11 protein-coding genes, 1 pseudogene and 1 riboswitch are annotated in these 14,613 nt (G+C 58.1%); of the genes and pseudogenes, 6 read left to right on the top strand and 6 right to left on the bottom strand.

The window, feature by feature from the left end; genetic code table 11:
* Positions 1-3: 3 nt before the first annotated feature.
* Together A6F49_RS04780 and A6F49_RS04775 are read right to left on the bottom strand one after the other, a co-directional pair.
* Positions 4-1,134: an NAD(P)/FAD-dependent oxidoreductase gene (locus A6F49_RS04780; protein WP_043057208.1), complete on the bottom strand. Its 1,131-nt coding sequence runs from the start codon at positions 1,132-1,134 to the stop codon at positions 4-6.
* Entirely contained in the window at positions 1,134-1,334 is a 201-nt protein-coding gene (locus A6F49_RS04775; protein WP_043057209.1) for a ferredoxin, read from the bottom strand. The genes A6F49_RS04780 and A6F49_RS04775 overlap by 1 nt, the downstream gene beginning before the upstream one ends.
* Positions 1,335-1,443: 109 nt before the next feature.
* On the opposite strand from A6F49_RS04775, the gene A6F49_RS04770 reads away from it, so the two are divergent.
* The 4 genes from A6F49_RS04770 (at position 1,444) to acs (ending at position 6,906) form a co-directional block, all read left to right on the top strand.
* Positions 1,444-2,403, top strand: coding sequence for a LysR family transcriptional regulator (locus A6F49_RS04770; protein WP_201120240.1), 960 nt, complete (start codon positions 1,444-1,446; stop codon positions 2,401-2,403).
* Positions 2,404-2,479: 76 nt separating this feature from the next.
* Positions 2,480-3,673, top strand: coding sequence for a cytochrome P450 (locus A6F49_RS04765; protein WP_043057211.1), 1,194 nt, complete (start codon positions 2,480-2,482; stop codon positions 3,671-3,673).
* 66 nt (positions 3,674-3,739) lie between these two features.
* Positions 3,740-4,627: a metal-dependent hydrolase gene (locus A6F49_RS04760; protein WP_201120238.1), complete on the top strand. Its 888-nt coding sequence runs from the start codon at positions 3,740-3,742 to the stop codon at positions 4,625-4,627.
* Positions 4,628-4,672: 45 nt separating this feature from the next.
* Positions 4,673-4,763: riboswitch (SAM riboswitch) on the top strand.
* A gap of 136 nt (positions 4,764-4,899) precedes the next feature.
* A complete protein-coding gene (gene acs / locus A6F49_RS04755) occupies positions 4,900-6,906 on the top strand; it encodes an acetate--CoA ligase (RefSeq protein ID WP_082911602.1) in 2,007 nt (668 codons plus the stop codon).
* Positions 6,907-6,925: 19 nt separating this feature from the next.
* Here acs and A6F49_RS04750 read toward each other — a convergent pair.
* From A6F49_RS04750 to A6F49_RS04740, 3 genes and pseudogenes are all read right to left on the bottom strand, one after another.
* Positions 6,926-8,164: pseudogene (locus A6F49_RS04750) on the bottom strand (winged helix-turn-helix domain-containing protein).
* On the bottom strand, positions 8,164-8,967 hold the full coding sequence (locus A6F49_RS04745; protein WP_150119387.1) for a hypothetical protein: 804 nt from the start codon (positions 8,965-8,967) through the stop codon (positions 8,164-8,166). The pseudogene A6F49_RS04750 and the gene A6F49_RS04745 overlap by 1 nt, the downstream one beginning before the upstream one ends.
* Before the next feature lie 178 nt (positions 8,968-9,145).
* Positions 9,146-10,039, bottom strand: a complete 894-nt coding sequence (locus A6F49_RS04740; protein ID WP_052504741.1) for an alpha/beta hydrolase — start codon at positions 10,037-10,039, stop codon at positions 9,146-9,148.
* Positions 10,040-10,428: 389 nt separating this feature from the next.
* Between A6F49_RS04740 and A6F49_RS04735 the strand changes: the two genes are divergently transcribed.
* Positions 10,429-11,727, top strand: a complete 1,299-nt coding sequence (locus tag A6F49_RS04735; protein ID WP_043057213.1) for an MFS transporter — start codon at positions 10,429-10,431, stop codon at positions 11,725-11,727.
* Here A6F49_RS04735 and A6F49_RS04730 read toward each other — a convergent pair.
* Positions 11,711-12,808 (bottom strand): alcohol dehydrogenase catalytic domain-containing protein, encoded by a 1,098-nt coding sequence (locus A6F49_RS04730; RefSeq protein ID WP_067605603.1) that lies wholly within the window; start codon positions 12,806-12,808, stop codon positions 11,711-11,713. The two genes, A6F49_RS04735 and A6F49_RS04730, sit on opposite strands and share 17 nt — an antisense overlap.
* Before the next feature lie 227 nt (positions 12,809-13,035).
* Between A6F49_RS04730 and A6F49_RS04725 the strand changes: the two genes are divergently transcribed.
* Positions 13,036-14,451 (top strand): aldehyde dehydrogenase family protein, encoded by a 1,416-nt coding sequence (locus A6F49_RS04725; protein ID WP_235604868.1) that lies wholly within the window; start codon positions 13,036-13,038, stop codon positions 14,449-14,451.
* Positions 14,452-14,613 lie beyond the last annotated feature (162 nt).

Below are 14,613 nucleotides of genomic sequence, written 5' to 3'. Positions count from 1 at the left end.
TGTCTAAGCACTCACCACAGTCTCTCGAGCCAGTTTATGCAGCTTGGGTAGAGACATCCGGAGATTCCACGCTGCAGCTGCACCGTACTCTGGCCAATGTAGGACCGCAGCGCGCTCTTCCAAGCTGCCTCTGACCACCACGGGGGCGGTCTCGGGTAATCGCGCAGGACCGGAAATCTTGAGATTCATCCCCCACTGATCAGTCCAGAAGTATGGCTGAAAGTTCAGTTGGGTAGCATCTTGCGGGTTCAGGAGTGAAGCAGCAGCGATTTTGGCTTGTTCAATTGCACTGGTCCACACCGGATAGCGCTGCGGCCCCTCGGGCGTTTTGAGCCAAGCGACATCACCTGCGGCCACAATATTGTCCTGAACACGGCACTGCCGGTCAATGACTAAACGGCCGTCGTGCAAGAGGCCGGCCTGGGCTAGCCACTGGATATTGGGCGCATCTCCAATGGCTGAGATGACGATGTCAGAAGATACCTGTTGCCCATCGGCAAGCTGGACTGCCATGCCGGTTGAGAGTTCATCAACTGCATTCACCCGGCCGTCAATCAGCCGCAAACCATGTTCGATCGCAACCTGGCTGATCAAGCTGGCCAAGAGCGGACCGATGTGGTCGGTCATCGGCGTTCCGCAATGGATTAGCGTGACATCGCAGCCCATGGCGTTGGCACCGGATGCAAGCTCCATGCCTAATACCCCGCCGCCGATCACAGTGACTGAAGGCCGAGTTGCCAGACGGTTCCGAAGCGCGATCGCGTCGTCAACGGAACGCACGGTAAATTCACGATCACTAGTTGAAAAACGGCGAGCGCTCGTGCCGGTGGCGATAATCAAACCGTCATATCCCAGCGTGTTGCAGTCATGCAACGTGAGCCGTTGCTGCTGGGTATCCAGTGCGACTGCGGTAGTCCCCAACAACTGTGTTCCTGCGTGGGTTGCCTCGGGAAGATAACTGACCTGAAATTCTTGGTTTGGGTCCAAGGCCGTTTTCGACAAAGCAGGACGAGAATAGGTGGGTCGGTCTTCCTCGCCAACCAGCGTCATCTCACCATCAAAGTCCAAACGGCGCAGCGTGTCCGCTGCAGTCAGCCCGGCAATGCCATTTCCAACGATGACAATGTGGCGCATTAGGAGACCAATTTCAGCGCGGCCACCGGGCAAACACGAACGGCATCCTGTGCCGCTTGAAGATCCTTGGAATCGACCTCCACCTGGTCAATGATCAGTTCGCCGTCATCATCCAAGTGCATCAAATGTGGTGCGGCCTCTTCGCATAGGCCGTGTCCTTCACAGCGTGGCCGATCTAATGCAAATCGTGCGGTAGTCATAGCGGAGCCCTTTCATCCGAGATACAGCTTGACGGAGAAGAGATCTCCATCACGGTGTTGTTGCATGAGCTTTCCAGATCCCGCCACCACTGTCTAATGAATACTGCACATGAAGTACATTAGTGTCATGAATATCGAGGCTCCGAACCATCAGCCACCGGGCGTCAATTTGGCCAATGTTGACCTGAATCTCCTGACCTCCTTACATGCTTTACTCGAGGAAGGTTCGGTCACCGCTGCAGCGCAGCGGGTCGGGTTATCACAACCGGCCATGAGTCATGCACTGCGGCGTATCAGGCGGCTCTTCGATGATGAGATTCTGATTCGCCGGGGCAGTCGGAATGTCCTGACACCCAAGGCGCTGGAACTCATCGGACCGCTGCGCGATGTAGTTCATCGAACAACTCAGCTGCTTGGCGGCGAACCCTTTCGCCCCGAGTACAGCTCCCGCACGCTAACGATCGCAATGTCTTCGAGCGTGTCTTATATCCTTGGTCGCTCCATCACCCACCTTCTGGAACAGCAAGCACCGCGAATGAAGCTGCGGACCGTACCCATCCCGCAAGACCATGACACGATTTTTACAACCCACGGAGCAGATGTTCTCCTGCTGGCCGAGGGATATGAATCGGACTATCCGCGTGAACGGCTCTTTGACGACGAATGGGTTGTCATCGGAGGCACTCCGGAATTCCTCGAGAGCGATCCGATTATGCAGCTACAGGATTGGCCGCACGTTGCACTTGACACACCACACCGCACTCGGCCATACGAAGTGCTTCTACATCGTGGCATTGACGCCAAGATTCATGTTCGTGTCGACGACTACCTGCTGCTGCCACGCTATGTAGCGGGCGTGCATCGAGTCGGCCTCCAGCGTCGTCGGGTCATCGAACAAATGGCACGAACCGATGAACTCTACACCGCGAAATTTCCGTTTCCCATTCTCGGATTGGGAGTCGACATGGTGTGGAACCCTTGGCTTGGCGATGAGCCTTATAAGCAATGGGTGCGAGCATTACTCACCGAAGCAGACCGCATAAGCCAAATGAATGATGCCGATTCGTAGAATTCATTTGCATCATAACCCAGCCTGCGGTTGAGTATGGGGCACATCACACTTACCTGATCCAGTGAGGTTTCCTATGACCACCCATGGTGTTTTTCAGTCGGAGATCAATTTATTCTCAGACCACACCCTACTGAACACTCAAGAGGTTTTCACCCAACTGCGCGAAGCGGCGCCGGTTGTGTATCTTCCCGCAAATGACGTGTGGGCGGTGACTCGCTATGAGAATATTCGCGATGCTCTAAGCGACCCAACGTCATTTTCGTCCAAGGCTGTGGCCTTCAACCCACAAATGAATGAAATCCTCTCGGGCACCAGCCTGGCTGCTGATCCACCGGAGCACGGACCGCTACGTGCCGTGCTTACCGATAATCTCTCGCCCCGGGCGATGCGTTCAATGAAAGCCGACATTTACGCCAAGGCGGAGCAGTTAGTCAAAGATCTTGCCACCCACGGCAGCTTCGAGGGAATGGCCGATATGGCCGTTGCTTTCCCGGTCTCCATCGTGTTGGATCTGATCGGCATTCAGGGCGATTTACGGGCGAAAATCCTGCCGTGGGGTGAAGCGGCTTTCAACCTGTTGGGTCCGATGAATGAACGCTCCCAACAGTCCATGCCCATTGCAGGTGAGCTTTTCCAGTGGACGCACGAACAGATGCGCGGTACAGATCTGGCCGAAGGGTCGATCGGTCGCAATATTTGGGAGGCAGCCGAACGCGGCGACATCTCGCATGAATCTTTCGGGTACATTGTCCACCAGATTTTAGCGGCTGGCATGGATACCACGATCACCACAATTGGGAATGCTCTGGTGTTGTTGGGACAAAATCCCGACCAATTCGAATTGCTGAAACAGGATCCGTCGCTGGTGGCTGCCACGCTGACCGAAGTTCTGCGACTTCGCACGCCGGCACCTGTATTCGGGCGTCTGGCCACTAAAGATATCGACATTGATGGCACTATCATCCCTGACGGTGCCCAGGTCGCGCTGCTGTACGGCTCCGGCAACATGGACCCACGAAAATATGACAACCCAGAGGTCTTTGATATCACCCGCAACGCGGTGGATCACTTGGGCTTCGGATACGGTATCCATGCTTGCGCCGGCCAGGGCCTGGCCAAACTAGAAATTCATGGGCTGGTCGAGGCCTGGGCGAAACACGTCGAGAGCTACGAGATTGGCGACGTCGTCCAGCGGCTCAACAATATGACCCGCCCCTATGAGTCCATCGAAATCAAAAACATCCAGCTGGCAAAGGTGAACGCCTAATACGTCCACCACTAAAACGGTCGGTCTCCCTGGTGGGGAGGCCGACCGTTTTGCGTCTGCGTTAACATGTCCGGGCCACCGGCTACAGTCAGTGAGGATCATTTGCACGCAAACGAAGGGACAATAGTCATGGTCATGGGGCCTACCCACGCAATGAGTGGGGCAGCAGTCGGTCTGGCGGTGGCACAGATCCTGCCCGCCCAGTGGGGCGGGGTCACGACCATTCCGGATGCACTCATGTTTGCAGGCATCGCCGCTGGCGGGGCCTTGCTGCCGGACCTGGATTCTCCGCAGGCGACGGTATCGCGCTCCTTCGGCCCGCTGTCGCAGGGGTTGTCGCGTGTGGTGGAGAACGCAAGCCAAACCTTCGTCAATCTCACTCGCAGCCGCAAGGATCCGTACTGCCGCAATGGGCACCGAACAGCCACGCACACGCTCTGGTTCGCGCTGGGGACGGGTGCCGCCGCAGCAGCGCTGATGTCGGCGTTCGGTAAGGCTGCGGCCGTGGCATTGCTATTCGTGTTGCTTGGCCTGGCAATCCGGGGCCTGTTGCCCGAATGGTCAAAGAAAGCCGACTGGCTGGTGATCACCGGGGTGTCAGCACTGGTGGCATGGGCGGCCTGGCAGTGGGCGCCGAATTCGGGCAGCGGCGTCGTCATGGGCTCGGCGGTGACGATCGGCGTGCTCACCCACCTGGCAGGAGACTTCATTACCAAACGCGGCATCCCCCTGCTTGCACCCCTACCCTTGGGGCGGCAGCGGTGGCGCAACCTCGGCACGCCCAAGCCGCTGCGGATCGCGGCAGCAGGCCCAACGGACAAGGTGTTGCTGACAGCATTCACCCTCATGGTGCTGGTGCAGCTGTACCTGGTGATTACCGGCACGACCATCGCACAGCAGAGCCTTGTCCCGGCGCTCACCGAGTCGAAGCTTCGCTGGTGGCCAGCATTATGACCGGTAAATTTTCGTTCAGCCCAAATATTGCCTAAAGTATAGGCGTACCCATCCAGAGCGGCTAAGAGATCTGGCTCGACGACGCCGCAGCAACCCCACACCGTTGTGCAGGTGCTACCGCCAGAACCGATGGAAAGGTTTGATTCTTGACGCAATCCAGCATCACCGCCACTGACACGACCCTGGTCTACCGCACCGGGCTGGCCGCCGAACTCTTTGACGAACAATACGCCCCACTGCCCAACGGGCTACCCGGTCCCCTACCGCAAGTCATGGTCGATGCCGCAGACCCCGATGTGAATCCGGGCCGTGAGCCCGGCCAGGCGCACCACCGCGCAGATGCCACCGGCCAGCAGGTCGATGAGCGCGCCCGCATGGCCTACTGGGAAGCCGCCGGCCAACGCCTGGACTGGGATACAGAATTTTCCACCATCCATTCCTGGACCAAACCACATCCCGACGCCGAACACGGCCCGGTGGCCCGGTGGTATGAAGACGGCACACTCAATGTGGCCGTCAACTGCCTGGACCGTCACGTCGCAGCCGGCCATGCCGACAAAGTCGCCCTGTATTTCGAAGGTGAACCCGGCGACCGTCGCGCCGTGACCTACCAGGACCTGTTAGACGAAGTCTCCCAAACCGCCAACGCGCTGACCGAATTGGGCATTACCGCCGGCGACCGCGTGGTCGTCTACCTGCCGGTCATTGTGGAAACCGTGGTCATCGCCCTGGCCTGTGCCCGCATCGGTGCTGTGCACTCGCTGGTCTTTGGTGGGTTCTCGGCCGACGCCCTGAAATTCCGGGTCGAAGACACCGGTGCCAAACTGTTGGTCACCTCCGATGGCCAGTTCCGCCGCGGCAAGGCCGTGCCCGTCAAGACCGCCGCTGATGAAGCCGTCTCGGGTGACAACAACATCGAACACGTGCTGGTGGTCAACCGCACCGGCCACACCGATATCCCCTGGACGCCAGGCCGCGATGTCTGGTGGGACGATGTGGTCACCAAGCAACCAACAACCCACGAGCCAGAGTTCTTTGAGGCCGAGCACCCACTGTTCATCATGTACACCTCGGGTACAACCGGCCAACCCAAGGGCCTGGTGCACACCTCAGCGGGCTACCTGGCCCACGCCTCGATCACGTATGATTTTTTGTTCTCCAACCCGGATGTGACCCAGCGCGAGGCCGATGTCCACTGGTGCACCGCCGACCTGGCCTGGGTCACCGCCCACACCTACGAAATGTACGGTCCGTTGTCCAATGGCGCGACCCAGGTGATCTACGAGGGCGTGCCCAATGCACCACACACCGCGCGCCACTTTGAAGTCATCCAACGCTATAAGGTCACCAGTTACTACACCGCGCCAACCCTGCTGCGCTCGCTGATGGGCTGGCACGAAAACGGCCCGTCCACCGAGTACGATCTGTCTTCAATCCGCCTGATCGGCACCGTAGGCGAAGCCGTGAACCCCGAGGCCTGGAACTGGGCGCGCACCCACATCGGCCGCGACACCCCCGAGGGCGTTCCCATGGTTGATACCTGGTGGCAGTCCGAAACCGGTTCGACCATCATTTCCCCGCGTCAAACCGACACAACCTTCAAGCCCGGCTCCGGTTCGCGCCCGCTTCCCGGCGTCAATGTCGCGGTGGTCGACGACGCCGGCAACCCCGCAGAAACCAATCAGCAGGGCGTCATTGTGGTCACCCGTCCCGGCCCCGGCGCAGCCCGCACAGTGTGGGGCAATCCGGCGCGCTTTTATCACTCGTACTGGACCGATTTCCACTGGGCCGAAGACGGCCGCGGCTGGTTCTTGGCCGGTGACGGTGCGAAAACCGACGACGACGGCGACATCTGGATTCTGGGACGCATCGACGACGTCATCAATATTTCCGGGCACCGCCTGTCGACCATCGAAATTGAATCCGCGCTCGTTTCGCACCCCAAGGTCATTGAAGCCGGCGTCACCCCGGTCCCCCACCCCAAAACCGGCCACTGCGCCATCGCGTTTGTGGTGTGCCGTGGGGATTTCACCGACGAGGCCGCAAAAGCCGAACTCACCCAATTGGTCGCCAAGCAGATCGGTCCGGTCGCCAAACCCAACGACATTGTGTTCGTCCCGGATGTGCCCAAGACCCGTTCGGGCAAGATCATGCGCCGATTACTCACGCAGCTGTACACGGGTGACACCCTGGGTGATACGACGTCGCTCCAGAACGAACCAGCGGTCGCCAAAATCGCTGAGGTGCTGGAGCAGCGCTCAAGTAGCCAAGGCCGGTAGTTTTCACAGTCCGGTAGTTTCACCGCTTGCAGCGAAGCCGTTCTATCAGATCACCGTGCGCCTCATCGGTAATCACCACTTGGTTGGCGCCAAGCCACTGTGCCATGACCCGAAGTTCGGCGCACAACTCGTTGGCGACGGTCTGCCGATCCGGCAGGGTTGAAACTGTATCGTCTAGGTCCGGATCTTCTGCGTAGGCGGATGCCACTACGAGCGCGCCCCTGGTGCGGTCATGCTTGAGATCGACTCGGGCAACCAGGTGTTCGCCAAGTAAAAACGGCAACACATAGTAGCCGTAGACGCGCTTGGCGGCGGGCGTGTAGATTTCCAACCGGTAGTGCATCCCAAAAAGTTCTAACAGACGACGTCGCTCAAACACCAATGGATCAAACGGTGCTAATAACGCTCGCGCGTTGACCTGCCGCGGTACGCGGGCTGCGGCATGCATCCACACCGGCCGGTCCCAACCCGTCACCGCGACCGGGATCAGCTCACCAGTGGTCTCGAGTTCTGCAATAGCCTGACGAGTCTCGTCTTGCTTTAACCTAAAGTAGTCTGCCAAGCAGCGGACCGTGCCGATGCCGTGGGCACGAGCTGCGATTCGAATCAGTTCGGTGATCGCCGCTTCGCGTTCGATGGGTGGTTGTGCACGGACTGCAGGAGGTAGGACGCGTTCGGTCAGGTCGTAGACCCGTTCGAACTGAGCGTTTCGGCGTGCCGGGGTGAGGACACCGGCGTCGAAGAGAATTTCTAACGCCGTTTTGGCAGGAGTCCAGGCCCACCCCCACCCGTGCTTCGGGCGTTGTGCGTGTTCTTCATCGACGTGAGCCTGAATGTCACGGCTGGTCATCGGCCCGTGGTCGGCCACCACATTGCGGACGCGGTCCAGTAACCCGGGATAGCGATGTTCCAGGCGTTGGACATCCATACCGCCCCATCTCCGACGGTTCCACGTCAGCAAGGGGAACGTTGAAGCTGGCACATAGGAGGCCTCGTGCGCTCAGGTTTCTACGATTCTTCGTGGTGCGCTGCCTGAAGCGCGATCCACCAGCTCAGTGTTATAGGGACCAAGGCGTGCAAACAGTGGCAGCAAATGGGCTCGCGCTAAGACATTGACCGAATCAATCTGCACGACACCCAGTCGTTTCACCGTGTCAGTGAGGTGCCGAAGTGTCACGGTGTCGGGCCGCGGTCGGTGCAGCCCCTGGGCTGCGATGGCGACGCGTCGAGCCTGCGAGAGGGTAAGCGTTCGTGTCATTAAAACCCAGCCAAAAGCGACAACATATCTTCAACGCTTACCTTACGGAATGATTCGGTGCGCACGAGTCGGTCTCCGACGCGGTGACGACGCTGGGCTGTTGATAGGCGGATGGCATCCCGATCGACTTCGTCTTTGCGGCTTTGGACGTGATCGACCCACCGATCGGTGTCGGTTGGAACCGACGGGCCGGCCAAGCTCATGGACTCGGGTGCAGCATAATATTTTTCCAAGATCGGCTCGCGGTCCAAAGTACGTGGAATATTGGATTCAAAGGATGCATGGTCGGATGACAAGACGACGTCGGCATCGTCAGTACGGCCGCTGGCGTTATAGACAAAACACGAAGCCAACAGATTTCTGGCTGAGCCGATGTCGGCAAACGTATTGGCGCCGTCCTTGAGGAGTTCAGGATTGCCCGGTGTGATGTCTGGAACTGCGAGCCGGGTGATGCCTCGGTCTACGATCGCGGCGAGCAGGTCGGCAGGCTGGTGCGCTTGAACGAAGATTTCTTTACGCGCGGGCCAGAAATCAAATGAGCTATGGTCCCCGAAGGCCCCGCCGACGTGGAACATGTAGATTTCAGGGTACATGGGTTCGGTATCTCGTCGTGCGGGGTCGATGTCGTAGAAGTGTACGATAGCCGCTTGGATCAGCAAGCTTGCCCCAAAGCTACCGTATGGTTCGGTGATGAGGAATCCGTACCGGTCGAATTTGTGGCCATTTGGAAACAGCATATTCAAGTCGGCGTCCTGCTGATCAATGGTGACCTGCAGGTTTTCTTGTTTGAGTTGATGCGCCACGTGCACAGTATTCCTCCATGCTTGAGAAATTGGCTATGGACTGTGAGTCTAAGGACCGACCTTGGATCATTCAATATGCAATCGGCACACTGTGGAAATTCGTTGAAACCGGCACAGCCTGTGGATTATTTCCGCTCCGATTCCGAGTGCCGTAGCCGACGTCGGTTCGCATCTTAAACTAGGCGTGGGCCAACGCTCGTCGAAGGAAAGCAAGTTGGGATTTGATGATCTCATCAAAGTGACCCACGAATCCGTCAAAATGTCCACTTTCGAAGGTTCGAAGTTCGGCATTTGGCGCTTGCTGCGCTAGCCGACGGATGGGAGCCGCCGGAACCATCGTGTCACGGGTTGCCAGCCCGACCCAGAGTGGACAGGAAATTTCTTTGGCATGACGGATGGGACGAATCCGCACTTGCGGTTGGGTGGGTTTGACTAGGATTTCATTGAACCACAGTGAATTCTCTGAACGCATTGCTTCAAATCCAGCAACGGCTTCGGGCTGGTTGAACAAGGCCAGTTGGCGAGGTGGCGCGGTGACTAACATTCGAATGGGTTCGCGGACCCAAGAGGCCTTGGCCGCTGCTGCCATCCGTCGCAGTGAATTTCCGATGCCCGAAGTAGCCGAAAATACCAGCCCGTCAAGAAATGGGCACAGGGTCAACACTGCAGCCAACCGTTGGTCTTCAGCGCCCACACTGATCGCATGGCCGCCGCCAAAAGAAAACCCCCACAGAATAATCTGTGCGGGATCAACGCCGTCAAGCGTGCGCGCGAATTCCACTGCGGCACGTAGGTCTTCACGTTGTTGCTGATAGTCGACGAGCTGGCGGGGTTCGCCCTCGCTATCTCCGACGTATCGATAATCGAATACCAAGGCGGCATAACCTGCCGCCGCGAATCGTTCAGCAAAGCGGGGATATCCATCCATCCGCGTTTGATTCAGACTGGCGGCCAACACTACACAGGGCACTGGGCCATCGATCATGGCCGGCCGATACAGTGTCGCGGCACAGACAACACCTTCGGAAATGAAGGTTCGTTCTTCTGTTTGAAAATCAGTCTGCGGTTCCATGAGGGACTCCTGTCGGTTCCCTGACGCCAACCGATGCTGTTCACCGGATGAGCCACAGCGTCGAAGATATCCTCATTTTACCCTGTGCACTTCGCAAGTGAAGATGGCCAGAGCCTTGTCAGAGTTCCGTCGTCATCATTTGTGCATTATTGACTCGATATGAGGTCATGTTGAGTCGTTGGAGTTAGCGGATCTTGTCGTATCACACCGTCGACAATGTATGCCACGACGATCTTGCGTTGAGCGTCGTCTGCTTTCTCTGTGGCAACACTTCGTTTTCAGAATTCCCGTGTATGTCGTCGTTCGACATTTTCGTTACGTCTCGGCGTACCCTAGGAGGTTAGAGAGTCATCCCCTGCTGTCAACGGGGTCGAAGTAGAGAAGGTAACATGTCAGATCAGTCACGCGGCGCCAAACCTCTAGCGGATGCGTTTCAGATCTATGCGCCCTCGTTGATCTATGCGATTGGTCTTGGCGCCATCATGCCGGCCATTGCCGGGGCCTCCACAGGATTTGGGGTATCCCTAGCAGTGGCGGCCAGTACGGTCACACTCATCGGCATCGGTTCCCTGATCGCAAATGCTCCAGCAGCCCAACTGGCCTCACGTGCCGGAGAGCGTCTTACGATGATCGTCTCGGCTGGCGTAGGAACCCTGGGTGTCACGCTGGCCTGGGCGATGGTCGCCGGCTGGTTTCCGTTGGTTGAGCCCTATGATTTTGCAGGCTATACCGTGGGTATCTTGTTGATCGGGATGGCAGGGGCTGGGTTCAATCTGGCACGCCAGTCTTATTTGGCGGTGGCGGTTCCGGTCTCGCACCGTGCCCGGGCCATGTCACTGCTGGGTGGCATGATTCGCATTGGATCATTCGTGGGGCCCTTTCTTGGTGCCGGGGCTCAAGCGTTTCTAGGCATGCAGGGCGCCTTTGCCGTCGGAGCGGCGTGTATGGGCACCGCCGTCATCGTTTCGCTGTTTATTCAAGAACTGGCTGAACCCACCACGCCCACGCACTTGGAATCAACAACAACCAACCCGCTTGAGATCATCACCAATCCAACCATGACGTCGTTGGCCAAGGAGCATTGGCGGGTGCTGTTGTCTTCGGGCCTGGGCGTGCTGTGCCTGTCGGCGATGCGTGCCTCGCGCACCGCGGTGATCCCGCTGTGGGCCGAGCACCTAGGACTCAGCCCTGCCCAGGCATCACTCATTTACGGGGTGTCCGGGGCCATTGATCTGATCATGTTCTATCCATCCGGTCTGCTGATGGACCAAAAAGGACGTCGTGTGGTGGCGGTGTCCTGTCTCACCGGACTGGCCATCGGCACTGCGGCCGTGCCTCTGACGGGCACGAGTGGATGGTTGATGGTCGCGGCCGTATTAATTGGGCTGGGCAACGGCTTCGGTGCGGGCATCGTCATGACCCTGGGGGCTGACTACTCCCCGACCGTGGGCCGACCAAAATTCTTGGCCCTGTGGCGGTTGCTCTCCGACTCTGGAACATTGACCGGGCCGCTGCTGATCTCCGTGGTCACTGCCATCTCCACGCTGGCCTTTGGTGTTTGGGCCATCGCAGCCCTGGGGTTGGTGGGTGCTGGGATCTTTTCGCGTACGTTACCGCCAGGGCCCGGGCCGGTCACACGCGACGCCGCGCTCCACCCACCAACAACCAGCACTAAGAAAAGTCGGTGATAACGATTCGGTTCACCTTTGGATCGCGAATCATCTCATAACCCTTATTGACCTCAGATAGTTTGATCTCACCAGAAACAATGTCATCAAGGTTCAGGCGACCAGCTTGGTACTGTTCAACAAGCATGGCCATGTCGCGTTTGGGCCCCCCCGACCCCATGAATCCGCCCGGGACGGCTTTGCGCGAAACCGCGTTCTGCATGGGGCCCGTACCCAGCGTATCTGTGCCCGTCCCCATGCCATTTTGATACAGCGTCCCGCCGTTATCTAACATGTCGTAACCCTGACGTGCAGTGGCGCCAATTCCGACGACGTCAAAGACCGTGCGAACACCGTGGCCACCGGTCAGTTCTTTGACCGCGGCAACAGGATCAGTCTCAGCTGAGTTGATGGTGTGGGTTGCACCAAAAGATTTGGCGGCATCCAGCGATTCCTGGTTCAGGTCCACGGAAATGATTTTGCCAGCACTGGCCAGCACGGCACCGGAGACAACGTTGAGTCCAACCCCACCGGCACCAATGATCACCACATCTTCACCGGGCCGGACTTTGGCAGCGTTTAGGACAGCACCGGTTCCGGTGATCACCCCGCACCCCAGCACCGCAGCCTGGGCAAAAGGCATATCTTTGGGCAGTTTGACCAGCATATTCTCATGGACCAGCGCCTGTTGAGCAAATCCGCCCAGCGCCATGCCTTGCGTCACTGGGTTACCGTTGGCATCTTTGAGCCGTGGTTCTTCGCCGTCGGCACGCAGGGTCAGGTCTGGAGAACGGCACAGGCCTGGTTCGCCATCTAAACATTGCTCGCATTTACCGCAGAACTGCACCAGACAGGCGGCAACGTGGTCGCCTACTGCAAATTCTGTAACGTTAGGACCAATTTGTGTGACCACCCCGGAAATTTCGTGGCCCAGGACTGCCGAAGGCGGATACTGGACTTCATTACTCATTTTCATGAAGTCTGAACCGCACAGTCCAGAGGCTTTCAGCTCGATCAGTACTTCTTGACCGATCGGATCGGCAATCTGAATATCTTCTTCTACCCAGCCGCCACCGAGGTCTCGAACTACCATTGCTTTCATTGCAGGATACCTCCGTATCTTGTGGTCAACGTCGTATATTCAACGCCCTTTCGCTGTACAGAATCAGACCATCCGCTCCGCCCGCCACGCAGCCTGGCGACTTTCAGCCCTGCGCTGGAATCCAAGTGCCATGCACGTCAGTCCTAGCTCAGCGACCGCATTTTTTGGCAGCCTAGAATACAACAGGGACCCACTTTGCGATCCCATGAATGAACACGGAGGAATACATGTCTACCGATCTGACGACATTCGACAACCTGCTTGCCGCCGTCACCGTCACCGATGGCCAACCGGTGCATGATCCGGCCACCGGTGAGCTGGTTGGCAACACCAAAATGTCGAGCACCGACGACGTCGATGCAGCCGTTGCGATAGCCAGCCAGGCCCAAAAATCCTGGGGTGCCCTCTCCCATGCCGAGCGCGCCGATTACCTGCACAAGGCCGCCGACGCGGTCAACGCTTCGGCTGAAGCGCTCGCCCAGATTCTGGCCCGTGAGGTCGGCAAACCACTCAATGGTCCCAACGCTCGTTTCGAAGCCGGTGCGTGTGAAGCCTGGCTACGTGCCAACGCGGACTTCCCGTTGGAAGACGAAGTCCTAGTTGACGACGAATCCGGCAAATCCGTGCTGAGCTATGTGCCCATCGGTGTGGTCGGAGCCATTGGTCCGTGGAACTGGCCGATGATGATCTCGGTTTGGCAGTTGGCCCCGTCGCTGCGAATGGGCAATGCGGTTATTCTCAAACCATCTGAACACACCCCGCTGTCGGTCCAGGCGCTGGTTGCGGTGCTGAATCAGGCGCTACCCGAAGGTGTGCTGCAGGTCGTGCCGGGCGAAGGCGACATTGGTCAGGCAGTTTCCGAACACCCTGACATCGACAAGATTATGTTCACCGGTTCGACCAAAACCGGGCAGGCGATCATGCGCTCGGCTGCTGCGGATATGAAGCGTGTGACCCTAGAACTCGGTGGTAATGACGCCGGTATCGTGCTGGAGGACATCAACGTTGCGGACATGGCTCAGGATATTTTCTGGGGCGCGTTCATCAACACCGGCCAAACGTGTGCCGCGCTGAAACGTCTCTACGTGCCAGCCTCGATCTACGACGAGCTGGTTCAGGCACTAGCCAAGATTGCCGCCGAGACGCCAATGGGCCAGGGCGTATCCGAGGAGAACGTCCTGGGGCCACTGCAAAATGCCGCCCAGCAAAAAATTGTTGCCGATCTGGTCGAAGAGGCCCGCAAAGATGGCGCCACCATTGTCACCGGTGGCAACCCGGATGACCATCAGACCGGTTATTTCTACCCGGCAACAATTGTCTCGGATATCGACCAGAAGAACCCGTTGGTGCAGATCGAACAATTTGGTCCGGCACTGCCGATCATCAAATACGACGATCTCGATCAAGCCATCGAATGGGCCAACGAACTTGAAGTCGGGCTGGGCTCATCAGTATGGTCCTCGGATGCCGACCGCGCACGCGAAGTCGCCAACCGCCTGATTGCCGGGACCACCTGGATTAACAAACACGGTGCCGTGGACCCACGGGTGCCATTCGGCGGCGTCAAGAAATCCGGCATGGGTCTAGAGTTCGGAGTCGAAGGTCTCAAACAAGTCGCCCTGCCAAAGGTCACGACCCTCTAAGACATTTTCGCTGTGACGCAGCGCTGTCATCCCACCTTCTTATAGGTCGCGGGTGACAGCGCTGTTTGCTTTCGTGATCAAATTCCTCATTGATATAGTTAATCAATAATTCATATCTGACGGGTGTCAGCCAGGCCGCGAGACGTATAGAAGGGACTGGGC

The organism is Enteractinococcus helveticum, from assembly GCF_001657475.1.
Lineage (GTDB): Bacteria > Actinomycetota > Actinomycetes > Actinomycetales > Micrococcaceae > Yaniella > Yaniella helvetica.
Note: the sequence above shows the minus strand (reverse complement) of the source record. Positions and strands in the feature narration are given on the sequence as shown.

Bases quoted from the DNA above. Each gene is read 5' to 3' on its own strand.
- A6F49_RS04780 (WP_043057208.1), bottom strand. From the start codon at position 1,134: ATGCGCCACATTGTCATCGTTGGAAATGGCATTGCCGGGCTGACTGCA.
- A6F49_RS04775 (WP_043057209.1), bottom strand. From the start codon at position 1,334: ATGACTACCGCACGATTTGCATTAGATCGGCCACGCTGTGAAGGACAC.
- A6F49_RS04770 (WP_201120240.1), top strand. From the start codon at position 1,444: ATGAAGTACATTAGTGTCATGAATATCGAGGCTCCGAACCATCAGCCA.
- A6F49_RS04765 (WP_043057211.1), top strand. From the start codon at position 2,480: ATGACCACCCATGGTGTTTTTCAGTCGGAGATCAATTTATTCTCAGAC.
- A6F49_RS04760 (WP_201120238.1), top strand. From the start codon at position 3,740: ATGTCCGGGCCACCGGCTACAGTCAGTGAGGATCATTTGCACGCAAAC.
- acs (WP_082911602.1), top strand. From the start codon at position 4,900: ATGGTCGATGCCGCAGACCCCGATGTGAATCCGGGCCGTGAGCCCGGC.
- A6F49_RS04740 (WP_052504741.1), bottom strand. From the start codon at position 10,039: ATGGAACCGCAGACTGATTTTCAAACAGAAGAACGAACCTTCATTTCC.
- A6F49_RS04735 (WP_043057213.1), top strand. From the start codon at position 10,429: ATGTCAGATCAGTCACGCGGCGCCAAACCTCTAGCGGATGCGTTTCAG.
- A6F49_RS04730 (WP_067605603.1), bottom strand. From the start codon at position 12,808: ATGAAAGCAATGGTAGTTCGAGACCTCGGTGGCGGCTGGGTAGAAGAA.
- A6F49_RS04725 (WP_235604868.1), top strand. From the start codon at position 13,036: ATGTCTACCGATCTGACGACATTCGACAACCTGCTTGCCGCCGTCACC.